This is a genomic window from Streptomyces sp. NPDC048417 (genome assembly GCF_040651615.1).
GTDB lineage: Bacteria > Actinomycetota > Actinomycetes > Streptomycetales > Streptomycetaceae > Streptomyces.
In genome coordinates, this window is sequence record NZ_JBEZKI010000038.1 from 53,690 (window position 1) to 76,739 (window position 23,050).

The window sequence follows — 23,050 nt, forward strand, 5'->3', positions numbered from 1 at the left end:
GTCGGTGAGCCCCGGTACGCTTCAGACATGAGTGCTGTTCCTCGTTCCGAAAAGCCGGCCGGCCGGTTCCGGCGCATGCTGGGCCGGCTGTCCTCGTCGCAGGAGGACCTGGAGTCCGAGGAACTGCGCGAGGACGCCGACACGGCGGGCTGCATCCGGATCGGCGACTGTCAGGACCGGCAGATCGTCACCGTTACTGGTACCTTGCGCACGGTCACCCTGCGGCCGCGCGCCGGAGTCCCGGCCCTGGAGGCCGAGCTGTTCGACGGCTCCGCGGCACTGGACGTGGTGTGGCTCGGCAGGCGCTCCATCGTGGGCATAGAACCGGGGCGCAGGCTGATCGCATCGGGCCGGATCTCGCTGAGCCGGGGCCGCCGGGTGCTGTTCAACCCCAAGTACGAACTGAGACCCCTTGGTAGGGAGTAGCCGGTGACGTCGCTCGACAAGCCGACCGAAGACACTCAGGCGGAGGACGATGCGCGGGCGGTGACCGAGGCCGCGCTGTTCGAGGCCTTCGGCGGCGTGCGCGGCATGGTCGAGACGGTGCTGCCCGGCCTGCTGTTCGTCACGATCTTCACCATCAACAAGGACCTGCACTGGTCGGCGATCGCCGCCCTCGCGGTCTCCGTGGTGCTGGTCGTGGTCCGCCTGGCCATGAGGGACACCGTCAAGCACGCCTTCAGCGGGGTCTTCGGCGTCGCCTTCGGTGTCGTCTTCGCGATGATGACCGGCAACGCCAAGGACTTCTACCTGCCCGGCATGCTCTACACGCTGGGCCTGGCCGTGGCCTACATCATCACCACGCTGTGCGGGGTGCCGCTGATCGGCCTGATCCTCGGCCCGGTCTTCAAGGAGAACCTCTCCTGGCGCACCCGTAACCCCGGCCGCAAGAAGGCGTACGCCAAGGCCAGCTGGGCCTGGGGCCTGATCCTGCTCGCCAAGTGCGCGATCCTCTTCCCGCTGTACTGGTGGGCCAACACGGCCCAGCTCGGCTGGGTGCTGGTCGCGCTGAAGATCCCGCCGTTCCTGCTCGCCGTCTGGCTCACCTGGGTGTTCCTGGCGAAGGCGCCGGCGCCGATCGACGTCTTCGCCGAGATGGAGGCGGAGGAGAAGGCCGAGGAGGAGCGCAAGGCCGCGCTGGCCGCGGAGAGCGGCGAGCCCTCCGGCGGACGGTACCGCAAGTAGGCGGGAACCCGGATACGAGAGAAGGGCGCCCTCCGCTACGGAGGGCGCCCTTCTTCCTGCGCCGCGTCAGAGCTTCCTGCGCCGCGTCAGAGCTTCCTGCGCCGCCTCAGAACTTCCTGCGCTGCCACAGAGCTTTCTGCGCCGCCTCAGACGTCTTCCCGCCGTACCGACAGCAGGTCCTCCAGCTGTTCCTCGCGGGCCTGGGCGGCGACGAAGAGGAGTTCGTCGCCCGCCTCCAGGGAGTCCTCGCGGGAGGGGGTGAGAACCCGGGTGCCGCGGATGATCGTGACCAGGGAGGTGTCCTCGGGCCATTCCACGTCGCCGACCTGGGTGCCGGCCAGGGCCGACTCCTCGGGCAGGGTCAGCTCCACCAGGTTGGCGTCGCCGTGGCTGAAGCGGAGCAGCCGGACCAGGTCGCCGACGCTCACCGCCTCCTCGACCAGGGCGGACATCAGACGGGGCGTCGAGACGGCGACGTCCACGCCCCAGGCCTCGTTGAACAGCCACTCGTTCTTCGGGTTGTTGACCCGGGCGACGACGCGCGGAACGCCGTACTCCGTCTTCGCGAGGAGCGAGACGACCAGGTTCACCTTGTCGTCGCCCGTCGCGGCGATCACGACGTTGCAGCGCTGCAGCGCCGCCTCGTCCAGGGAGGTGATCTCACAGGCGTCGGCGAGCAGCCACTCCGCCTGCGGGACCCGCTCGACCGAGATGGCGGTCGGGGCCTTGTCGATCAGCAGGACCTCGTGGCCGTTCTCCAGCAACTCGCCCGCGATCGAGCGGCCGACGGCGCCGGCTCCGGCAATGGCGACCCTCATCAGTGACCGCTCTCCTCTTCCGGACCCCCGGCGAAGGCGGCCTCGACCTTGTCGACGTCGTCCGTCCGCATCATCACATGCACCAGATCGCCCTCCTGCAGCACCGTCTGCGAGCTGGGCAGCATCGCCTCACCGAGCCGGGTGAGGAACGCGACCCGGACGCCGGTCTCCTCCTGGAGCGTGCTGATCTTGTGGCCGACCCACTTCGGGGAGGCGTGCACCTCGGCGAGCTGGACCCCGCCGGTGGGGTCGCGCCACAGCGGCTCCGCACCCGAGGGCAGCAGCCGGCGCAGCATCTGGTCGGCGGTCCAGCGGACCGTGGCGACGGTCGGGATGCCGAGGCGCTGGTAGACCTCGGCGCGGCGCGGATCGTAGATGCGGGCCGCGACGTTCTCCACACCGAACATCTCGCGGGCCACCCGGGCCGAGATGATGTTCGAGTTGTCACCGCTGGAGACGGCGGCGAAGGCGCCGGCCTCCTCGATGCCCGCCTCGCGCAGGGTGTCCTGGTCGAAGCCGACCCCGGTGACCCGGCGGCCGCCGAACCCCGGGCCCAGCCTGCGGAAGGCGGTGGGGTCCTGGTCGATCACGGCGACCGTGTGCCCCTGTTGCTCCAGGGTCTGGGCGAGAGCGGAACCCACTCTGCCGCAGCCCATGATGACGATGTGCACGACCGTCCTTCCGGTGTCCAAAAGTTACTGCTCAGCCCCATCAGGGTCTCAGACCGAGGCCCAAGCTACACACGCACCGTCCAGGCTGGGCACCCCTTGGTCATGCTCATCGGCGAGTGATGCTGCGCACGCTCCAGGCAGTGAGGATTCCGAGGCCGACGAGGGCCAGCGTGGCGCCGATCAGTTCTGCGGTCGCGGGCATGAGACCTCCGAAGTGCGACGACAGGCGGGGTCTGTCATCTAGGCACGGATCGGACGTAAGCTGCGGAATCCGCAGTTCCGACCGTCACTTTTTTCACTCGGGAGGCAGATCCCGTACTGCGGCTGGAGACCTGCCAGGTGGAAGGCCTACGATCCTCTCTCGTGTCCAAACTGACCGACGTGCCCAAACGGATCCTGATCGGGCGCGCTCTGCGCAGTGACCGGCTGGGCGAAACACTCCTGCCGAAGCGCATCGCACTCCCCGTCTTCGCCTCCGACCCGCTGTCCTCCGTCGCCTACGCGCCGGGGGAGGTCCTGCTGGTCCTGTCCATCGCGGGCGTGTCGGCGTACCACTTCAGCCCCTGGATCGCCGTCGCGGTCGTCGTGCTGATGTTCACGGTGGTCGCCTCCTACCGGCAGAACGTGCACGCCTACCCGAGCGGCGGCGGCGACTACGAGGTCGCCACCACCAACCTCGGCCCCAAGGCCGGCCTCACCGTGGCCAGCGCCCTGCTCGTCGACTACGTCCTGACCGTCGCCGTCTCCATCGCCTCCGGCATCGAGAACCTCGGCTCGGCGATCCCCTTCGTGGTCGAGCACAAGGTCTTCTGCGCGGTCACCGTGATCGTTCTGCTGACCCTGATGAACCTGCGCGGGGTGAAGGAGTCCGGCAAGCTCTTCGCGATCCCGACCTACGTGTTCGTCGGCGGCGTCTTCATCATGATCGCGTGGGGCGCGTTCCGGGGCCTCGTCCTCGGGGACACGATGCGCGCGCCGACCGCGGCCTACCACATCAAGGCCGAGCACCAGGGCCTGGCCGGCTTCGCCCTGGTCTTCCTGCTGCTGCGCGCCTTCTCCTCCGGCTGTGCCGCGCTCACCGGTGTCGAGGCGATCTCCAACGGCGTCCCGGCCTTCCGCAAGCCCAAGTCGAAGAACGCGGCGACCACGCTGGCCGCGATGGGTCTGCTGGCGGTCACCATGTTCTGCGGCATCATCGCGCTCGCCATGGTCACCAAGGTCCGCATGGCCGAGAACCCGGCCACCGACCTGCTCCACAACGGCGTCGCGATCGGCTCCGGCTACGTCCAGAACCCGGTGATCTCCCAGGTCGCCGAGGCCGTCTTCGGCAAGGGCAGCTTCCTGTTCATCCTGCTCGCCGCCGCGACCGCCCTGGTGCTGTTCCTGGCGGCGAACACCGCGTACAACGGCTTCCCGCTGCTCGGCTCGATCCTCGCCCAGGACCGCTACCTGCCGCGCCAGCTGCACACCCGCGGCGACCGCCTCGCCTTCTCCAACGGCATCGTGCTGCTCGCCGGCGCCGCCGCCCTGCTGGTGGTCATCTACGGCGCCGACTCGACCCGCCTCATCCAGCTGTACATCGTCGGTGTGTTCGTGTCCTTCACGCTCAGCCAGACCGGCATGGTCCGGCACTGGAACCGCCACCTGGCGACCGAGAGGGACCCGGCCAAGCGCAGCCACATGATGCGCTCCCGCGCGATCAACGCGTTCGGCGCCTTCTTCACCGGCCTGGTGCTGGTCGTCGTCCTGGTCACGAAGTTCACCCACGGCGCCTGGGTGGCGCTGCTCGGCATGTGCATCTTCTACGCGACGATGACCGCGATCCGTAAGCACTACGACCGGGTCTCCGAGGAGATCTCGGCCCCCGAGGAGCCGGACGACGACCTGGTACGGCCGTCCCGCGTGCACTCGGTCGTCCTGATCTCCAAGATCCACCGCCCCACCCTGCGCGCCCTGGCCTACGCCAAGCTGATGCGCTCGGACACCCTGGAGGCGCTCACCGTCAACGTCGACCCGGCCGAGACGAAGGCGCTGCGCGAGGAGTGGGAGCGGCGCGGGATAGACGTGCCGCTGAAGGTCCTCGACTCGCCCTACCGCGAGATCACCCGGCCGATCATCGAGTACGTCAAGAGCCTGCGCGCCCAGTCCCCGCGGGACGCGGTCTCCGTGATCATCCCGGAGTACGTCGTCGGCCACTGGTACGAGCATCTGCTGCACAACCAGAGCGCCCTGCGCCTCAAGGGCCGGCTGCTGTTCACACCGGGTGTCATGGTCACCTCGGTGCCCTACCAGCTGGAGTCCTCGGAGGTCGCGAGGAACCGGGCCCGCAAGCGGCAGGACTGGAACGCACCGGGCGCGGTCCGGCGCGGGCCGGCCGAACACCGGCCGAAGGAGCACAGCGGGGGCTGAGCGGGAGGAGGCGCCGCGTGCAGGCCTGTGGGCCTGCGTGGGCCTGTGCTGCGTAGGCCTGTGCGGGCCTGCGCTGCGTAGGCCCGTGCGGCCTGTGGGCAGACGGCTTCGGCGACCGTGTGTCGGCGGGAGGTCCCGCCGAGCACGTAGACTGGTGGGCTGTCGTCGGCCCATGCGCGGCCGTACCCCCTCTCGTTGATCTGGAGTCACCCCGCCATGCAGGCAGAACCGAAGAAATCTCTGGTGGGGACGGAGTACGAGGTCGAGGTGGGCCCGGTCGCGCACGGCGGGCACTGCATCGCCCGGACCGCCGAGGGCCAGGTGCTGTTCGTCCGGCACGCGCTGCCCGGCGAGCGGGTCGTGGCCCGGGTGACCGAGGGCGAGGAGGGGGCCCGCTTCCTGCGCGCCGACGCGGTCGACATCGTGGACGCCTCCAAGGACCGCGTCGAGGCGCCCTGCCCCTACGCCGGCCCCGGCCGCTGCGGCGGCTGCGACTGGCAGCACGCCAAGCCGGGCGCCCAGCGCCGGCTCAAGGGCGAGGTGATCGCCGAGCAGCTGCGGCGGCTGGCCGGCCTCACGCCGGAGGAGGCGGGCTGGGACGGCACGGTGCTGCCCGCCGAGGGCGACAAGCTGCCGGCCGGCCAGGTGCCGCAGTGGCGCACGCGCGTGCAGTACGCGGTCGACGCCGACGGCAACGCGGGACTGCGCCGGCACCGCTCGCACGAGGTGGAGCCGATCGAGCACTGCATGATCGCGGCGCCGGGTGTCAGCGAGCTCGGCATCGAGGAGCGCGACTGGTCGGGCATGGTGTCGGTGGACGCGATCGCCGCGACCGGTTCCCAGGACCGGATGGTCATCCTGGAGCCCCGCCCCGGCGCCCGCCTGCCCCTGGTCGAACTGGACAAGCCGGTCTCGGTCCTGCGGGTGGACGAGAACGACGGCGGCATCCACCGCGTCCACGGCCGCGCCTTCGTCCGCGAACGGGCCGACGGCCGCACCCACCGCGTGGGCAACGGCGGCTTCTGGCAGGTCCACCCGAAGGCGGCGGACACCCTGGTGACGGCGGTGATGCAGGGCCTGCTGCCGCGCAAGGGCGAGATGGCGCTGGACCTCTACTGCGGAGTCGGCCTGTTCGCCGGCGCCCTCGCCGACCGCCTCGGCGAGAAGGGCGCGGTGCTGGGCATCGAGTCCGGCAAGCGGGCAGTGGAGGACGCGCGCCACAACCTGGCCGACTTTCCCCGGGTCCGCGTCGAACAGGGCAAGGTCGAGTCGGTACTCCCGCGCACCGGAATCACCGAGGTCGACCTCATCGTCCTCGACCCGCCCCGCGCGGGCGCGGGGCGCAAGACGGTGGAGCACCTGACCTCACTGGGCGCCCGCCGAATCGCCTACGTCGCCTGCGACCCGGCCGCCCTCGCCCGCGACCTGGCGTACTTCCGGGACGGCGGGTACCGGGTACGGACGCTGCGGGCGTTCGATCTGTTTCCCATGACGCATCACGTGGAGTGCGTCGCCATTCTCGAACCCGTCACCAAGGGCGTCTGACCTGCACGTTCGTGCAGGTGAGCGAGTGTGGTGCCGGGCGCTGCGACGTGTTTCCGGATAAGCACGACGTGAGGCGCGTTGCTTCTCGTGAACCACACTTGACCAGGCCCTTCATGCGGCCGTGCTGGGGTGAGGGCCGATCATGCTCGGCACGGCGCCAACCGTCCCGACGCTCAGGTGACGCTCGTTCTGATGTGCCGTCACCCGGGGGCGGACGGTCCCGGATTGCACACCGTTCACCAAACGCCGCCTGCTGTGCCGGGCGCGGCTCAAGGCGTGAACGGAGCGCGGGCGAGGTCCGTCGACGAGCGGCGGCGCGGCCCGTCCGCACCCCGGTGGTGTAGGGCGGACGGGCCGTGCGCGCTGATGGTGTAGGGCGGACGGGCCGTGCTGATCGTTCCCTCTGGCGTCCCGAGGGATGCGGAGGTCAGGGATGTGTGGCGCCGGCAACCGGTTCCGGGCTGCCGTCGTGGCCGGGCGGCGCAGGCGCCGCCACCTCGTCGCCGGCATGGCCGCCGGCGTGGAGGCCGATCATGCCGAAGGCGGTGAGCGCCGCGGCGACGGCCGCCGCCGCCCCACATACCAGGAACGCGGTGCCGAACCCGCTGCCCAGGGCGTCGAGGGCGAGGCCGTGGGCAGGCGCGCCAGGAGCACCGGACGGCACGCTGTTCACGGCCAGCGGTCCGCCGGCCCTCGCGATCTCCTGTGCCGCTTCCGTCTGAGCGGCCGACAGGCCCGCGCCGGAGAAGTTCGTCGCGAACGCCGACCCGGCGTTGCTGAGGGCCACCGCGCCGACGACGACCGGGCCGAGTACGAAGCCGAGGTCGCGCAGCATGTTGGTGGTGGCACTGGCCATGCCTGCAAGGCGCGGGGGCACGCTGTTCAGCGCCACGGCCGTGACGGAGCTGACGGTCAGGGCGAAACCGACGCCGATCAGCAGGGCGGGCGCCACGAACGCGGCGAGCCGCGGGTCGGTGACGTCCAGCCGGGCGCACTGCAGACAGCCGGCCGCCATCAGGACGAATCCGGAGGTCAGCAGCCAGGACGCGGCGACCCGGTGGAGCAGCCGCGAGACGACCGGAATGAGCAGGAAGGCGGGCCCCTGGAGGAGCAGGAAGGGGATCGCGACGCGGATCGGGTCCTGGTGCTGCACGGGACCCAGCCACATGCTCGTCGCGTAACAGGCACCGAGGAAGGCGAGCATGCCGATGACCGCGGCCGCGGACGACACGGCGAAGGCGCGGTTGCGGAACAACCGCAGGTCGAAGATCGGGGACCCGGCCCCCAGTTCCACCACGACGAACCCCGCGAGGAACACCGCGCCGAGGATGAGGGAGAGCATGACGGGCAGGGTGGTCCAGCCCGACTCGGGTCCCTCGACGGCGCCGTACAGCGCCAGAATGAGGCCGAGCGCGAAGGTGACCTGACCGGCCACGTCGAGCCTGCGGCCCTCGGGCGCCCTCGACTCCGTGGCGAGGGCCACGGTGAGCACCATGCTGACCAGGGCCAGGCCGACGAGGACCCAGAAGGAGCCGCGCCACGACCCCACCCTGGCGAACACGCCGCCGAGGAGGGGGGAGACGGCGGCGCCGGCGGACAGGAACCCGCTCCAGACCGCGACCGCGTGGGACCGCTGACGCATGTCGCGGGTGTGAGCGTTCAGTGCGGTGAGCGAGCCGGGGAACATGGCGCCGGCGCCCAGGCCGTTCAGGGCGGTGCCGAGCCACAGCACCTGGACGGTCGGGGCGAGCGCGGCGACGGTGCTGCCCGCGGCGACCAAAGCCGTACCGGCCACGACGAGCCTGCGGCGTCCGAACAGGTCGCCGAGGACGCCGAAGGTGAACTCGAAGCACACCACCGCGACCATGAAGGCGGCGGTGATCCAGGTGAGCTGCGAGCCGCGGGTGTTCAGGTCCTGCTGGAACAGTCCGTTCAGCGAGGCCGGCAGTGCGTTCGCGACCTGGGCCACGAAGACCGCACCGCAGGCGGCAGCCAGTGTTCCCGCGTAGCCCGGCGTCCGGGCGGCCCCCGCGGTTGGGCCCTGGGACATGGTCGTCCCGTTGTTGAGCGTCATTGCTGTTCTCCCTGGCTGGGGAAAGACGGACGTCCCGTGAGCGGGAGCCCGAAGAGGGTGCAATGCCGTGGAGAATGACACTCGCTTTACGTCACGTCAATGATGTATGCGTACAAGCAAGGTAATGGCCACCATGGAAACTGATTGCCCCGGCCAGGTGTGTCAGTCCTGGTGAGACAGGTCCTGCTCCAGCGCGTCCGCTGAGGCTTGGAGGGTCTTGACCAGCGCCTGGAGCCGGTGCGGGTCGTAGCGCACGCTGGGCATCGAGACGGAGAGGCCGGCCAACGCTGTGCCGTCCCGGTCGCGCACCGGGACACCGACCGCGACGAGACCGCGTTCGGACCGCTCCCTGTTGACGGCGAAGCCGTTGCGGCGCATACGCCTGAGCTCCGTCCGCAGCCGCACGAGGTCGGGGCGGTCGGCCGGGCGGTCGCGGTAGCGCTCGGGGGCGTAGACCTCCTCCAGTTCCTCGTCGGTCAGGTCGGCGAGCAGAAGCAGTCCCGCCGTGGTGCGGTGGGCCGGGAAGACCATGCCCTCTCGGGAGCCGACTCGCAGGGCCTGCCGGCACTCGACGCTGGCGATGAACCGCGCGGTGTCCCCGGTGCGCACGATCAGGTTCGCGGTCTCGTCCACCAGGTCGACGACCCGGTGAAGATGGGGAAGAGCCGCCGCGCGCAGCCGTGACACGAGGGACTGGGAGTGCGCGGCCAGTTCCAGTACCGGGCCCGCGCGGTAGACGCGGTCCTCGCCCCGCACGGCGAAATCCCGGTAGACGAGCATCGCCAGGATGCGGTGGGCCGTCGACCTGGCGACACCCAGACGCTCGGCGAGTTGTGCCACGGTCGCGCCCCCCTCCATCTGGAGGATGGTCGCCGCCCGCAGGGCATGGTCCACGCTGGCGATGGGATAGGGCGGCGGTGTCTTCAGCGGCTTGTCCATGGTGATCCTTCGTGAATTCTGCTCTCCAGAATCTAGATGTTCCCGCTGCAGACGCGCGGCACGCTGAGCCTGTGACTGAGTCCTCCATCACCCAAGACATCACCGCGGGCTCCCCCGTCCGGCTGCAGGCCGTCGCCGAGGAGGGGCAACCCGAGGTCACCCCGGCGCTCGAGGAGCTGTACCGGGGCTTCGAGCAGGAACTCCTCGTCCCGCTGTGGACCGAGATCGGCGACCTGATGCCCGCCCACCCGCGCTCGCGCGCCGTGCCGCATCTGTGGCGCTGGGAGCGGCTGCGGGAGCTGGCGGACCGGGCCGGCGGACTGGTCCCCGTCGGCCGCGGTGGTGAGCGCCGGGCCATCGCCCTGGCCAACCCCTCGCTCGGCGGTCGGCCCTTCGCCACCCCGACGCTGTGGGCGGCCATCCAGTACCTCATGCCCGGTGAGGACGCTCCCGAGCACCGGCACACCCAGCACGCGTTCCGGTTCGTCGTCGAGGGTTCCGGCGTGTGGACCGTCGTCGGCGGCGACCCCGTGCCCATGAACCGCGGTGACTTCCTGCCGCAGGCCGGCTGGAACTGGCACGCCCACCACAACGCGACCTCCGAGCCGATGGCCTGGATCGACGGCCTGGACATCCCCTTCCAGTACGTCACCGAGGCGCAGTTCTTCGAGTTCGGGCGCGACGAGATCAGCGACGCCGAGCGGACCACACCCGAGCGGTCGCGGTCCGAACGCCTGTGGGGCCACCCCGGCCTGCGCCCGCTGTCGGCCGCACCCGCCACGCCCGGCAGCCCGCTGCTGTCCTACAAGTGGCAGTACACCGACGCGGCCCTGCGGGACCAGCTCCTGCTGGAGAAGGAGGGCTTCGGCGGCACCGTCGAGCCCGGCCACGCCGCGGTGCGCTACGCCAACCCGCACGACGGCTGCGACGTCCTGCCGACCATCCGCGCCGAGTTCCACCGCATCGCCCGCGGTGCCGAGACCGCGCCGACGCGCGAGACCGGCTCTTCCGTCTACCAGGTCTTCGACGGCTCCGGCGTGGTGACCGTCGGCGACACCGCGTGGACGGTGACCCGCGGTGACCTGTTCGTGGTCCCGTCCTGGGAGCCGTTCTCCGCCCGCTCCGAGGCCGGCGCGACCGATTCCGACTCCGGCTCCCTCGACCTGTTCCGCTTCTCCGACGCACCCGTCTTCGAGGCGCTCAAGCTCGACCGCGCCGACCGCGCCGACCGCGCCGACCGCACCGACCGCACCGACCGCACCGACCGCACCGACCGCACCGACCGCACCGACCGCACCGACCGCACCGACCGCACCGACCGAACCCAGAAGGACGCCTGACCATGAAGCTCGCCACCCTCCGCGCCGCCGACGGAACCCGGGCGGTTCGCCTCGACGGCGACGTCCTCGTGGATCTCGGGTACGCCGACCTGGGCGAGCTGTTCGCCGAGGACGGCTGGCAGGCCAAGGCCGCCGCCGCATCCGGCGCCACGTACCCGGTCGAGGGCGCGGACTTCGCGCCGGTCGTGCCGAACCCGTCCAAGGTCGTCTGTGTCGGCCACAACTACACCAACCACATCAAGGAAATGGGCCGGGACCTGCCCGCCCATCCGACCCTCTTCCCGAAGTTCGCCGAAACCCTGCTCGGCGCGAACGACGACATCGTCAGGCCGGCCGAGACCGAGGCGTTCGACTGGGAGGTCGAACTGGCCGTCGTGATCGGCAAGGCGGTGCGCCGCGCCGACGAGCAGCAGGCCGCCGACGCCATCGCCGGTTTCACCGTCATGAACGACATCTCGGTGCGCGACTGGCAGTTCCGCACCATCGAGTGGACCCAGGGCAAGATCTGGGAGGCCACCACCCCGGTCGGCCCGTACGTCGTCACCCCCGACGAGGTCGGCGGCGTCCGCCCCGCACTCGGAGTGAAGACGGTCGTCGACGGCCAGGTCATGCAGCAGGACGACACCGGCACGCTGCTGTTCGACCCGGTCTTCCTGGTCCAGTACATCTCCACCGTCATCACCCTGCGCCCGGGCGACATCATCGCCACCGGCACCCCGGCCGGTGTGGGCAACGCCCGCGACCCCAAGGTCTTCCTGCTCCCCGGCCAGACCGTGGTCACCGAGATCGCCGGTCTGGGCGCCTGCACCAACAAGGTGGTCGAGGGATGACCGGCACGGCTGCCGGCACGCGGACCTTCGCCGACGCGCGTGGGTGGGTTCGTACCGGCACCGCTCTGCTGCTGGACGCCGCCGCGGGACTCGACGAGGCCGGCTTCTCGGCCCCCAGCGTGCTGCCGGACTGGACCCGCAAGCACCTCGTGGCGCATGTCGCCGCCAACGCCGACGCCTTGTGCAACCTGGTGCACTGGGCGGCCACCGGCGAGGAGACGCCGATGTACGGCTCCGCCGAAGAACGCGCCGCCGGCATCGCCAAGGGCCCCACCCTGTCGGCCGACGAACTGCGCTCCTGGCTGACCAACTCGGCGCACCGGCTCGCGGAGGGACTGGACGGACTCACCGACGAGCAGTGGCAGAGCAAGGTCGTCACCGCCCAGGGCCGCACCGTCCCCGCCACCGAGCTGCCGTGGATGCGCGCCCGCGAGGTGTGCGTCCACGTCGTGGATCTCGGCAGCGGCGTCGTCACCTTCGCCGACCTGCCCAGGGGCTTCCTGGCCGCCCTGGCCGAGGAGATCCGCGCCAAGCGCGGGCTGGCCGGGTTGCCCGACGGTCCGCTGCCCGAGGTCGCCGCCTGGCTGGCCGGCCGGCCCCACTCGCTCGCCGACGCCCCCGAGCTCGGCCCGTGGCTCTGACAGGAGAGTCCCATGTCCCAACCTGATGTGATCGTCGTCGGTGGCGGCATCGGAGGCCTCGGCGCGGCGTTCTCCCTGACCCGCCAGGGCCTCTCCGTCCGCCTGCTGGAGAGCGCCCCCGCCTTCGGCGAGGTCGGCGCCGGCATCCAGCTCGCCCCCAACTGCACCCGCATCCTCGACGACTACGGCCTCCTGGAGGAGGCGAAGAGCCTCGGCGTCGTCCCGGACGCGATGGTCATGCGCGACGCCGTCGACGGCGACGAGCTGACCCGGCTGGACCTGCGCGACCTGGAGAAGCGCTACGGCTACCCGTACCTGGTCATCCACCGCAGTGACCTGCACGGCCTGCTGCTGCGCGCCTGCGAGCGTGCCGGTGTCGAGCTGATCAACGCCGCGCAGGTGACGTCGTACGAGAACACCGACGGCGGCGCCCGCGTGACGCTCGCCTCCGGCGCGACGCACGAGGCCGGGGTCGTGATCGCGGCCGACGGCCTGCACTCCGTCGCCCGCAAGCTCCTCGCCGACGACCGGCCCGTCTCCTCGGCGTACGTCGCCTACCGCGGCACCGTCCCCGCCGAGCAGCCGCGGGTGACGTCCGTCGACCTCAGCGAGGTCGTGGTGTACGTCGGCCCGGGCTGCCACTTCGTCCACTACGGCCTGCGCGGAGGCGAGCTGCTCAACCAGGTCGCGGTCTTCGAGTCGCCCAAGGCCCTGGCCGGCCGGGAGGACTGGGGCACACCCGACGAGCTCGACACCGCCTTCGCCCGGACCTGCGACTTCGTCAGGGACGGCCTGCCGTTCATGTGGCGCGACAAGTGGTGGCGGATGTTCGACCGCGACCCGATCACGAAGTGGGTCCACGGCCGGATCGCACTGCTCGGCGACTCCGCGCATCCGCCGCTGCAGTACATCGCGCAGGGCGCGATCATGGCCGTCGAGGACGGCTGGGTGCTGGGCGAGCACGTCGCCCGCAACCGCGCCGAGGACGGCACGATCGACTGGCACGCCGCCCTCGCCGCCTACGAGGCCGTCCGCCCCGAGCACTGCCGACGGGTGCTGACCACCTCCCGGAAGTGGGGCGAGCTGTGGCACCTCGACGGGTTCGCACGAGAGCAGCGCAACGTGCTGCTGCGCGCCCGCGACACCTCCGACTACTCCTTCACCGACTGGCTGTACGGCCCCACCGCGCTGACGCCGGACGAGGAGCCCGAGATGTTCACGCCGATTCCGCTCGCCTCCACGGCCGCCGAGGATGCGGTGACGGCGGCTGGTACGGCATGAGCGACGCCTACCTCTACGCCGCCGCTCGCACCCCCTTCGGCCGGTTCGGCGGCGGCCTGTCCGGGGTGCGCTCCGACGACTCGCCGCCACCGCGCTGACCGGCCTGCTCGCGCAGCCCCCGGACCTCGACCGCGCCGCCGTCGGCGACGTGGTGTGGGGCAACGCCAACGGCGCCGGCGAGGACAACCGCAATGTCGGCCGCATGGCCGTCCCGCTGGCCGGGCTGCCGGTGAGGTCCCCGCCACCACCGTGAACCGGCTGTGCGGCTCAGGCCTCGACGCCGCGATCATCGCCTCGCGCACCCTGGAGTCGGGCGACGCAGACGTCGTCGGCGCCGGCGGCTTGGAGTCCATGACCCGCGCGCCCTGGGTGGTGCCCAAGCCGGACCGCGCCTTCCCGGCCCGCGGCATCCCGCCCGGCTCCTGCGTCGACCTCGGCATCGGGCAGCCGACCCGGATCGCCGAGCAGCTGCCACCCGACGCGGGCATCGTGCTGCACACCGAGAACGGCATGCTCGGCATGGGCCCGGCCGCGGTGGGCGACGAGGTGGACCCCGACCTCACGAACGCCGGGAAGGTTCCGGTCACCGAGCTGCCCGGGGCAGCGTACTTCCATCACGCCGACTCCTTCGCGATGATGTGCGGCGGCCACCTCGACGTGTGCGTGCTCGGGGCCTTCCAGGTCTCCCGGCGGGGCGACCTGGCGAACTGGCACACCGGCGACCCGGACCGCGTTCCCGCCGTGGGCGGCGCGATGGACCTGGCCGTGGGGGCGCGCCGGGTGCTGGTGATGATGAAGCTGTTCGCCCGCGACGGCGCCCCGAAGCTGGTGCCCGTGTGCACGTACCCGCTGACCGGCGTCGGCTGCGTGAGCCTCGTCTACACCGATCACGGCGTCTTCGAGCCCGGTCCGGACGGGGTGCGCGTACGGGAGACGTACGGCATCACGGTGGCCGAACTGCGCGAGCGGCTCTCTGTCGAACCGCTCGTCTGAAGGCGTGGGCGCCGCTGCGGTGACGGCCCACGGCACCGGCCCCCCGGGACGCTTTACACACCGTCCATGACCCGAGCAGGGTGTCAGCGGCGGAACCGGTCCGTACGTCCGGCGTGCGACGTGGGGCTAGGATCTCCGGCATGGCGAACCTTCGACAGGCGCAGAAGCAGATGACGCGCCGCCTGCTGCTGGAGTCCGGGCTCGAGCTGTTCACCGCGAAGGGTTACGCCGCCACCACGGTCGACGACATCGCGACCGCGGCGGGCACCACCCGGGTGACCTTCTACGCCTACTTCCCTTCCCGCAGCGATCTGATGAAGGCGCTCATCGACGAGCGGCTCAACGAGGCGCTCCAGCGCGTCCGTTCGCCCGAGCACGGCTCCACGGCGCAGGACCTGGTCGCCACCGTGGCCGACGGGGCGCCGGAGGCGATCGGCGCCTGGCTGCGCCGCACCGCCGGCAGCTGGAGCGAGATCCGGCCGATCATCCGCGTGGGCCGGGACGCCGCGGCGGTCGACCCGGAGCTGCGCGACCTGGTCGAGCGGTGGTTGGAGGAGGCCATCAGCGACATCGAGGACGGCCTGACGCAGGCCGGGCGCTTCGACCGCCACCAGCGCCGCTTCCGGGGCGTGCTGGCGATGGCCGAGCTGGACTACGTCGCCCAGCACTGGGGCGATGCCGACTGGAGGCTCACCCGCGAGCAGATGCTCGACGAGCTGAGCGCCAGCTGGGTGCGGCTGCTGACCTGACCGCCACGGGCGGGACAGGTCCTCTCACCGCTCGGTCGGTCGCGGCGTCGAGCAGCAACGCCCGCAGCCGGGCGACGAAGCGCGGTCGGCCGGCCGCGGATTCCAGACCATGTGGACGCCGGGCCCGGGCAGCGGGCACGGGAACTCCTCGACCCGCGGCGCGGCGAGGGTGCGCATGGTGGCGGCCACCCGGTAGCTCAGCAGGGCGACGCCCCCGGCGCGGGCCACGTGGAACGGCAGCGGCAGCGCAGATCATCGACTTCCCCTCCTTCGCCTCCCCGCGAGCCTCGGCGTCGAAGATGCCGGGGCCCACCGAGCCCTCGGCCAGGCCGTCGGCCGTGACCGGCGTCGTCCTTGGCCTTGATCCGCCCCTTCGGTCCGGGCAGGGCGCGGGGCGAGAGGTTCTCGGCGAGGGCGGCGGGCAGCCGGGTGTGCACCGGCGGGTCGGACGCCGGCCAGGTGCCGGTCAGGCCCTGGTCGGCCGCCGGATCGAAGGCGATCTACATCGACGAGGGACGACTCCCGGTCGGCGAGGGCGTTATGGATGACCTCATAGCGCGTGCCCCTCGGTGAAAGTGGCCCCCGTCGCGTCCATCGAATGATTCACACGGCCTGGCTCGGTGCCCGTGCCGTGCTCTGATGCCGCGCTCCAGCGCAACCCCGTGGACAATGTCTTCTCGTGATGTACGTTTCATTGACGTCATGTAAACCGAATGGCTACCGTGACGGGCAGCCACAGGGTGCACCGCCGCACCCGCACCGGACACGTGAGGCAGCCATGAGCGTGAACAGCAACACCGTCCACACCGTCCTGGGCCCCGTGCCCGCCGATGAGCTGGGCGTCGTCTCGGTCCACGAGGCGCTGCTGTCGGTGCTCCCGGGTGCCGAGCACGCCTTCGACATCACCCTGGACCGCGCCGAGATCTTCGAGACGCTCGCCGGCAAGCTGCGCGACTTCCGCGCCCACGGCGGCGGCACCGTCGTCGACAGCACCGGCATGTTCCACGGCCGCGACGTCAGGCTGTACGAGGCCCTGTCCCGCGCAACCGGCGTGCACATCGTCACCTCGACCGGCCAGGGGCCCGAGGAACTGCTCGGGGGCTACTTCCTCACCCCGCAGACCAACCCGCCGACCCCCTGGCCGGCCGAGAAGTTCGCCGACCTCTTCACCCGGGAGATCACCGAGGGCATGGTCGTCCCGCGCGTGGAGCGCCGCGGCCCCGCCGGACTGGTCGCCACCGCCGCCACCCGCGCCGGCATGACCCCGACCGACGAGAGCCTGCTGCGCGGAGCTGCCCGCGCCGCCCTCGCCACCGGCGTCGCCGTCTCCCTCCGGTACGGCGGCGACGCCGTAGGGGAACTCGACGTCGTCCTGGACGAGAAGCTGCCGGCCGAGCGGGTCGCCGTCGGCGGACTGGACCGCAGGGACGCCGTCGCGGCCGGCGCACCCGAGAAGGTGGCCGACCGCGGCGCCCACCTCGTCCTCGACCACATCGGCACCGAGGACGCCGAGCACCTCACCGACGCCGAACGCGCCGCCCTGGTCGCCGAGCTCGTGCGGGCCGGGCACGCCGACCGGATCCTGCTCTCCGTCGGCGCGACCGGCGTGGCCAAGGGGCACCCCGCGAACGACCTGCCGTACAGCCACGTGCTGACCGCCTTCGTGCCGCTGCTGACGGCGCACGGCGTCGGCGACGACGACGTGCGGCGCATCCTCGAGGCCAACCCGCGCGATCTGCTCGCGATGCGCTGAACGCGCCGTCCCGATCGACTGTCAAGATCTTTTCCGAAGGTGAGTGTTGTGTCGCGAGTGAACACCGTCCTGGGGCCGGTCCCCGCCGAGGAACTGGGCTTCGTGGCGATCCACGAGCACGTCGGCTACGGCATGCCCGGCTCCGAGCTGGACACGAAATGGTGGAAGACCCCCGAGCAGCGTCACGAGGAAACCGTCCCGAAGCTGCGCAGGTTCCACGAGCTGGGCGGCGGCACCTTCGTCGACGCGACCGGCATCTGCAACGGCCGCGACGTCGACCACTACAAGTCGCTGTCGGCGAAGACCGGCGTCCACATCGTCGCCTGCACCGGCTTCGTCGGCGGCGACACCGCCCTGCCGCACTTCGCCCGTGCCGACGTCGACTACCTGACGCGGCAGTTCGTCCACGAGATCACCGTCGGCATCGGCGACACCGGCAGCCTCGCCGGCGTCGTCAAGGTCGGCGTGAGCCGGGGCGGCCGCATGACCGACCTGGACAAGCGCATCTACCGTGCCGCCGCCCGCGCCGCGCTCACCACGGGCGTACCGATCCTGACCCACCTCGCGATCGACGCCGAGAACGCCATCGCGATCTTCGAGGAAGAGGGACTCCCCCTGCACCGCGTGCTCTTCGGGCATGTCGACGACGGGGTCAACGCCGACAGGACGCGCGACGTCTGGATCGCCGAGCAGGGCGGGCGCATCGGCTTCGACACCTTCGGCTACGAGACCGAGCTGCCCGACCCCCCGTTCTGGGCCCGTCCCCGCAAGGAGCGCCTGGACCACTTCCTGCGCTTCGTCGACGGGGGCCGCCGGATCCGGCAGGTCCTCGCCTCCGCCGACGCCAACTGCTCCCCGCTGGGCTGGCCGGGCGTCAAGGGTCACACCGTCAACTACCTCTTCGACGACCTGATCCCGGACCTGCGGGCCGCCGGCCTCGACGACACCGCCATCCGGACGATCTTCGTCGGCAACCCCGCCGACTTCCTGACCATCCAGAAGTAAGAGAGACCCCCATGCAGTCCTCGGACCTGAAGAACCTGAAGATCGCGATCGTCGGAGCGGGATACGGCGGCGCGGCGGCGGCCAAGGCCCTCAGCCTGCTCGGCGCGGACGTCACTGTCCACGAGCAGGCCAACCGCATCCGGGAGGTCGGCGCCGGCATCGGTCTGCGCCCCGCCACCATGAACCGGTTCCGCCAGTGGGGGATCTTCGACGCGATCGCCCGGGTCAGCTCGCCCAGCGAGTGCTTCGAGATCCTCACCGCCACCGGCGACCCGATCATGAAGGAAGCGTGGCCGGCCGACGGCGAGCAGACCCACACGCACCTGATCCACCGCGGCGACTTCATCGAGGCCCTGCTCGGCGTGCTGCCCGAGGGCATGGTGCGCCTCGGCCACCGGCTCGAGACCGTCGAGGACAAGGGCGACAGCTCCGTCCTGACCTTCGCGGACGGCACCACCGTCGAGGCGGACCTCGTCGTCGGCGCCGACGGCATCAAGTCGGTCGTCCGGCAGCAGCTGTCCGGTGACAAGGGCCCGGTGTTCTCCGGCGAGCACGCCTACCGCGCCGTCATCTCCGTGGACGACGCCCACGGCATGGTCACCGACGACAACCTGCGCATGTACATCGGCCGCGGCACCAAGATCTACCTGCTGCCGCTGCGCCACCGGAACCAGGTGTCCTTCGACATCACCGCCCTGTGCCCGGACGGCACGTGGACGCCGCAGGTCACCAAGGAGGACATGCTGCGGACGGTCGAGGGCTTCGACGAGCGCCTGGTCGACATCACGCGCGGCCTCGACATGGACACCGTGAACATCCGCGCCGTCTACGACATCGACCCGGTCGACACCTGGCACTCCGACTCCGTCGTCCTCGTCGGTGACGCCGCGCACTCGATGCTGCACCACCAGGGCCAGGGCGCCAACTCGGCCATCGAGGACGCCGGCGCGCTCGCCGACGCCCTGCGCGGGGCGGACTCCCTGAAGGAGGGCCTCGCCCTGTACCAGGCCACCCGCAAGCCGGTCACCGACAAGCTGCAGGCCATCTCGCGGCAGGGCTGGACCGAGGACGAGATCAACGACGTCTTCCCCGGCCAGAGGCCCGCGGCCGCCGCGACGAAGGAGTGAGATCATGCCGCTGCACCCCGAGATCGCGACGTTCCTCGCGACCCTCCCGCCCCCGCCCGAGGGCCCGCTCGACCCGGTCGCGATGCGCGCCGCGGAAGAGGCACACGTACCCCCCGTCGAGGAGCGCCTGCCGCTGCACGCGGTGGAGGACCTGACCGCGCACACCGCCTCGGGTGACGTGCCGGTGCGCGTCTACACGCCCACCGCCGCGGACCGCCACGGCCTGCTCGTCTACTTCCACGGGGGAGCGTTCTTCCTCGGCAGCCTGGAGACGCACGACCACGTGGCGCGCTCGCTGGCGAAGGAGACCGGGCTCAAGGTGGTCTCCGTCGGCTACCGGCGGGCGCCCGAGGCCGCCTTCCCGGCCGGTCTCGACGATTGCCACGCCGTGACCCGGTGGGCCGCCGAGCAGGGCGAGAGCCTGGGCTGGGACGGGACGACCCTCGCCCTCGCCGGGGACAGCTCCGGCGGCTCCTTCGTGGCCGCCGTGGCGGCCCGGGCGCACGACGACGGCTTCGACCGGATCACCCACCAGGTCCTCTACTACCCCTCGCTGGACCTGGACTTCGACGAGGACCGGTACGCCTCGCTGCGGGAGAACGCGGTCGGCTACGGCCTGGAGACAGCAGGCCTCAAGCCGTTCAACTCCTTCTACCTCGACAGCGGCGCCGACCCCGCGGACCCGCTGGTCTCCCCGGTCAAGCGGAAGGACCTGAGTGGACTGCCGCCGGCCCTGGTCGTCACCGCCGAGTTCGACCCGCTGCGTGACGAGGGCGAACTCTACGGCCGCCGCCTCCGGCAGGCCGGCGTGGCGGCGAGGGTGAGCCGGTACGAGGGCGCCGGCCACGGGTTCGTCCAGCACTTCTCCCGGCTCCCCGAGTACCACCGGGTCTTCACCGAGACCCGCGACTTCCTCACCCGGCACTGAGCCGGCCGCCGTCGCGCACGAGTTCGGAAAGAGGACCATGACACACGACGTCACCGTCCACCCCCTGGTCTCGCCATGGGGCCGGTTCGGTCTGTACAGCTTCTTCGTCGACGCACCCGAACCGGCGATCGTCGACACCGGGATCGCCAGCTCGCCCGCCGAGGGCATGGCCCCGGCACTGGAGGCGATCGGGCGCCGCATCGAGGACGTGCGCTGGATCCTGCTGACGCACGGCCACATCGACCATGTCGGCGGGGCGCACGCCCTGTGGGAACTCACCGGCCGGCGCGCACAGGTGGTGATCCACGAGGCCGACGCACCGATGCTCCGCTCCCGGCGGGCGCACGTCGAGGAGTACCGCGCCGGACGCGGCCGCTACCTCCGCGACGCCGAGGGCGAGGCCGGGGTGGCGGCGGCCGCGCACGCCGTCATCTCCGGGGAGATGGAACCCTCCCTGCTCGTCCGGGGCGGGGAGACCCTCTCCCTCGGTGGCGACGTCACCGTCTCGGTGCACGCGATCCCGGGTCACACCCCCGGCTCGGTCGCCTACGTCCTCGACGGGCAGCGCTCGGTCTTCGTCGGTGACGCCGTGCAGGTCCACGGCGCCGCCAACGGCTTCCCCGGTTACACCGACCCGGCCGGCTACCGCGGCAGCCTGCGGTACCTGCGGGACGAGATCCGCCCGCGGCGCCTGTACCTCGGCCATCCGTACCGCCGCGCCGACGGCACCCCGTACGGCGTCGAGCTCGACGAGGCGCAGGCCCGGGAGGCCCTCACCCAGAGCCTCGCCGCCGAGCACCGGGTCGCCGAGGCCGCCTGCGCCTGCCTCGACGCCGGCCTCGGCGAGACGGACTCGCCGTACTCGCCCTTCACCCCCGTCGCCGACGCGCTCGGCTACACCGGCGACCCGGCGCTGGAGCCGTCGCCCTTCTTCACCTCGTTGCACGGCTACCGCGCGCAGCACCACCAGACCGTGCAGTACAGGAGCTTCGCACCATGACAGACCTTCACACCATCCGGGCGGGCGAGCAGGCCATCGCCGTCCACAAGGACCTGCGGGTGCCGATGCGGGACGGCGTCGAACTGGCCGTGGACGCCTACCACGGCATGGACGACGCGCCCCGGCCGGCCCTGATCGCGATGAGCGCCTACGGCAAGGAGCTGCAGGCCCTCGCCCTGACGACGCCCCCACAGCGCCGGCCCAGCCCGATGTGGGACGGCTGCATCGAGGCCGGTGACATCGCCCGCGTCGTCCGCGAGGGATACGTCCACGTCATCGGCGACATGCGCGGCACGGGCGACTCCGGCGGCGAGATGATCGGCAACTACAACGCCGGCGGAGTCCCCCAGGGACAGGATCTGCACGACCTGATCGAGTGGGTCGCCGCGCAGCCGTGGTGCGACGGCAACGTCGGCATGATCGGCATCTCCTACTTCGGCTCGATGCAGGTGCTCGCCGCCGCCGAACGCCCGCCGCACCTCAAGGCGATCTTCGTCAGCGGCGGCCACTTCGACTTCTACGAGACGACGTACCACGGCGGCGTCATGTGGTTCATGCCGCGGGCCGCCCGCGAGGGCCGCGGCGGCGACTCCGGCATCGCGCACACCGACGTGAAGTCCCGCATGCAGGAGGTCCACAGCCCCGAGAAGCTGAGGAAGCTCGTCGACGAGCGGCTCAACGACCCGGACGTCGCGGCCTGGCCGAACCTCGTCCACGTGCTCAAGTACCCCAAGAACCGCGAGTTCTGGTTCGACATCGTCATGAACCCGCTCGACGGCGACTGGTACGAGGAACGCAATCCCGTCAACCTGGCCCGGAACATCGACATCCCGGTCTACCTCCAGATCGACCAGGGCCGCGGCTGGACGGTGGACGGTCACATCGAGCTCTTCAACGTGCTCAAGGGGCCCAAGAAGCTCGACATCGGCTCCTACCCCCCGATGCAGTCGCGTCCCTGGATCGAGGAGCACGACACGATGTTCCGCTGGTACGAGTACTGGCTCAAGGGCATCGACAACGGAATCATGGACGAGCCGGCCGTGAGCGTCTTCGTGGAGGGCTCGCGGGAGGTGGTCACCGCGGCGCAGTGGCCGCCGAAGGAGAACCAGCACAGGTCGCTCTACCTGCGCCCGCGGCACAAGCTCTCCTTCGAGCCCGAGTACATGGGTACCGAACACGCCGCCCCCGACGGCTTCTACCAGGCGCCGCTCACCGTCACCGACAAGGTCGAGGTGCTCAAGTGGAGCACGGAGCCCTTCGAGGAACCCACCGAGATGATCGGCACCGGCGCGGCGCACCTGTTCGCCGAGATCGACCAGGACGACACCAACTTCATCCTGCGCCTGTGGGACGAGGCACCCGGCGGCAAGCGGCAACTGATCACCACCGGCTACCTCAAGGCGTCCCACCGGGAACTCGACGAGGAGCGCACCACCGAGGGCGACCCGTACCACCCGCACACCCGGGCGGTGCCGGTGGAGCCCGGGCAGATCGAGGAGTACGTGCTGCGGCTCTACCCGTTCGCCGCGACGTTTCGGCCGGGTCACCGCCTGGTGGTGGAGCTGTCGAACGACGAGCCCCTGGCCGACGCGCACAACGCGCTGCTGCCGCCGGACGCCTTCCACCTCCCGGTGGGCCGCCCCGTCACCCACAAGATCTACCGCGACGCCGCACACCCGTCCCGTCTGGTGCTGCCGTTCACGACGGCACCGGCCGCGGACGCGACCCGGTAACGCGCCGCACGCGACAGGAGCGGGCGGGC

The 23,050-nt window shown here is 71.2% G+C and carries 20 protein-coding genes and 1 pseudogene; 16 read left to right on the top strand and 5 right to left on the bottom strand.

Annotated elements, in window-relative coordinates; translation table 11 throughout:
- Window positions 1–27 precede the first annotated feature (27 nt).
- Both AB0D59_RS42780 and AB0D59_RS42785 read left to right on the top strand, forming a co-directional pair.
- Window positions 28–426, top strand: coding sequence for an OB-fold nucleic acid binding domain-containing protein (locus AB0D59_RS42780; protein ID WP_351325771.1), 399 nt, complete (start codon window positions 28–30; stop codon window positions 424–426).
- A 3-nt stretch (window positions 427–429) separates the two neighbouring features.
- Window positions 430–1,185 (top strand): DUF3159 domain-containing protein, encoded by a 756-nt coding sequence (locus tag AB0D59_RS42785; RefSeq protein WP_362576688.1) that lies wholly within the window; start codon window positions 430–432, stop codon window positions 1,183–1,185.
- A gap of 146 nt (window positions 1,186–1,331) precedes the next feature.
- On the opposite strand, the gene AB0D59_RS42790 is transcribed toward AB0D59_RS42785, so the two are convergent.
- Together AB0D59_RS42790 and AB0D59_RS42795 are read right to left on the bottom strand one after the other, a co-directional pair.
- On the bottom strand, window positions 1,332–2,003 hold the full coding sequence (locus tag AB0D59_RS42790) for a TrkA family potassium uptake protein (protein ID WP_351710019.1): 672 nt from the start codon (window positions 2,001–2,003) through the stop codon (window positions 1,332–1,334).
- Window positions 2,003–2,674, bottom strand: coding sequence for a TrkA family potassium uptake protein (locus AB0D59_RS42795; RefSeq protein ID WP_362576690.1), 672 nt, complete (start codon window positions 2,672–2,674; stop codon window positions 2,003–2,005). The genes AB0D59_RS42790 and AB0D59_RS42795 overlap by 1 nt, the downstream gene beginning before the upstream one ends.
- A gap of 363 nt (window positions 2,675–3,037) precedes the next feature.
- Between AB0D59_RS42795 and AB0D59_RS42800 the strand changes: the two genes are divergently transcribed.
- A complete protein-coding gene (locus AB0D59_RS42800) occupies window positions 3,038–5,083 on the top strand; it encodes an APC family permease (RefSeq protein WP_362576692.1) in 2,046 nt (681 codons plus the stop codon).
- A gap of 216 nt (window positions 5,084–5,299) precedes the next feature.
- A complete protein-coding gene (locus AB0D59_RS42805) occupies window positions 5,300–6,628 on the top strand; it encodes a TRAM domain-containing protein (RefSeq protein WP_362576694.1) in 1,329 nt (442 codons plus the stop codon).
- A 427-nt stretch (window positions 6,629–7,055) separates the two neighbouring features.
- Here AB0D59_RS42805 and AB0D59_RS42810 read toward each other — a convergent pair whose 3' ends face one another.
- Complete coding sequence (locus tag AB0D59_RS42810; RefSeq protein ID WP_362576696.1) at window positions 7,056–8,702, bottom strand: MFS transporter; 1,647 nt, start codon at window positions 8,700–8,702, stop codon at window positions 7,056–7,058.
- A 162-nt stretch (window positions 8,703–8,864) separates the two neighbouring features.
- On the bottom strand, window positions 8,865–9,641 hold the full coding sequence (locus AB0D59_RS42815) for an IclR family transcriptional regulator (RefSeq protein ID WP_362576698.1): 777 nt from the start codon (window positions 9,639–9,641) through the stop codon (window positions 8,865–8,867).
- Window positions 9,642–9,712: 71 nt separating this feature from the next.
- Between AB0D59_RS42815 and AB0D59_RS42820 the strand changes: the two are divergent.
- The 6 genes and pseudogenes from AB0D59_RS42820 to AB0D59_RS42845 all read left to right on the top strand — a co-directional run.
- Window positions 9,713–10,855, top strand: a pseudogene (locus tag AB0D59_RS42820) (cupin domain-containing protein); the annotation flags it as partial.
- Between the two features lie 128 nt (window positions 10,856–10,983).
- A complete protein-coding gene (locus AB0D59_RS42825; RefSeq protein ID WP_362576700.1) occupies window positions 10,984–11,811 on the top strand; it encodes a fumarylacetoacetate hydrolase family protein in 828 nt (275 codons plus the stop codon).
- Window positions 11,808–12,452, top strand: coding sequence for a maleylpyruvate isomerase N-terminal domain-containing protein (locus AB0D59_RS42830; RefSeq protein ID WP_362576702.1), 645 nt, complete (start codon window positions 11,808–11,810; stop codon window positions 12,450–12,452). Before AB0D59_RS42825 ends, AB0D59_RS42830 begins: the two co-directional genes overlap by 4 nt.
- 12 nt (window positions 12,453–12,464) lie before the next feature.
- Window positions 12,465–13,733, top strand: coding sequence for an FAD-dependent oxidoreductase (locus AB0D59_RS42835; protein WP_362576703.1), 1,269 nt, complete (start codon window positions 12,465–12,467; stop codon window positions 13,731–13,733).
- Window positions 13,734–13,982: 249 nt separating this feature from the next.
- A complete protein-coding gene (locus AB0D59_RS42840) occupies window positions 13,983–14,726 on the top strand; it encodes a CoA-transferase (protein ID WP_362576705.1) in 744 nt (247 codons plus the stop codon).
- A 140-nt stretch (window positions 14,727–14,866) separates the two neighbouring features.
- Window positions 14,867–15,475 (top strand): TetR/AcrR family transcriptional regulator, encoded by a 609-nt coding sequence (locus AB0D59_RS42845; RefSeq protein ID WP_362576707.1) that lies wholly within the window; start codon window positions 14,867–14,869, stop codon window positions 15,473–15,475.
- Window positions 15,476–15,499: 24 nt separating this feature from the next.
- On the opposite strand, the gene AB0D59_RS42850 is transcribed toward AB0D59_RS42845, so the two are convergent.
- On the bottom strand, window positions 15,500–15,703 hold the full coding sequence (locus tag AB0D59_RS42850; RefSeq protein WP_362576708.1) for a hypothetical protein: 204 nt from the start codon (window positions 15,701–15,703) through the stop codon (window positions 15,500–15,502).
- 550 nt (window positions 15,704–16,253) lie between these two features.
- On the opposite strand from AB0D59_RS42850, the gene AB0D59_RS42855 reads away from it, so the two are divergent.
- The 6 genes from AB0D59_RS42855 to AB0D59_RS42880 are packed head-to-tail and all read left to right on the top strand — an operon-like array spanning window position 16,254 to window position 23,021.
- Window positions 16,254–17,228, top strand: coding sequence for a phosphotriesterase (locus AB0D59_RS42855; protein ID WP_362576710.1), 975 nt, complete (start codon window positions 16,254–16,256; stop codon window positions 17,226–17,228).
- 48 nt (window positions 17,229–17,276) lie between these two features.
- Window positions 17,277–18,233 carry a phosphotriesterase gene (locus tag AB0D59_RS42860; protein WP_362576712.1) on the top strand — a complete coding sequence of 319 codons (957 nt, stop codon included), beginning with the start codon at window positions 17,277–17,279 and terminating at the stop codon, window positions 18,231–18,233.
- 11 nt (window positions 18,234–18,244) lie between these two features.
- The gene (locus AB0D59_RS42865) at window positions 18,245–19,360 is read left to right on the top strand and encodes an NAD(P)/FAD-dependent oxidoreductase (protein ID WP_362576714.1); all 1,116 of its coding nucleotides are present in this window, start codon (window positions 18,245–18,247) and stop codon (window positions 19,358–19,360) included.
- A 4-nt stretch (window positions 19,361–19,364) separates the two neighbouring features.
- Window positions 19,365–20,288, top strand: a complete 924-nt coding sequence (locus tag AB0D59_RS42870) for an alpha/beta hydrolase (protein WP_362576715.1) — start codon at window positions 19,365–19,367, stop codon at window positions 20,286–20,288.
- A 37-nt stretch (window positions 20,289–20,325) separates the two neighbouring features.
- Window positions 20,326–21,288 (top strand): MBL fold metallo-hydrolase, encoded by a 963-nt coding sequence (locus tag AB0D59_RS42875; protein ID WP_362576717.1) that lies wholly within the window; start codon window positions 20,326–20,328, stop codon window positions 21,286–21,288.
- On the top strand, window positions 21,285–23,021 hold the full coding sequence (locus tag AB0D59_RS42880; protein ID WP_362576718.1) for a CocE/NonD family hydrolase: 1,737 nt from the start codon (window positions 21,285–21,287) through the stop codon (window positions 23,019–23,021). The genes AB0D59_RS42875 and AB0D59_RS42880 overlap by 4 nt, the downstream gene beginning before the upstream one ends.
- The last annotated feature ends 29 nt before the right edge of the window (window positions 23,022–23,050 follow it).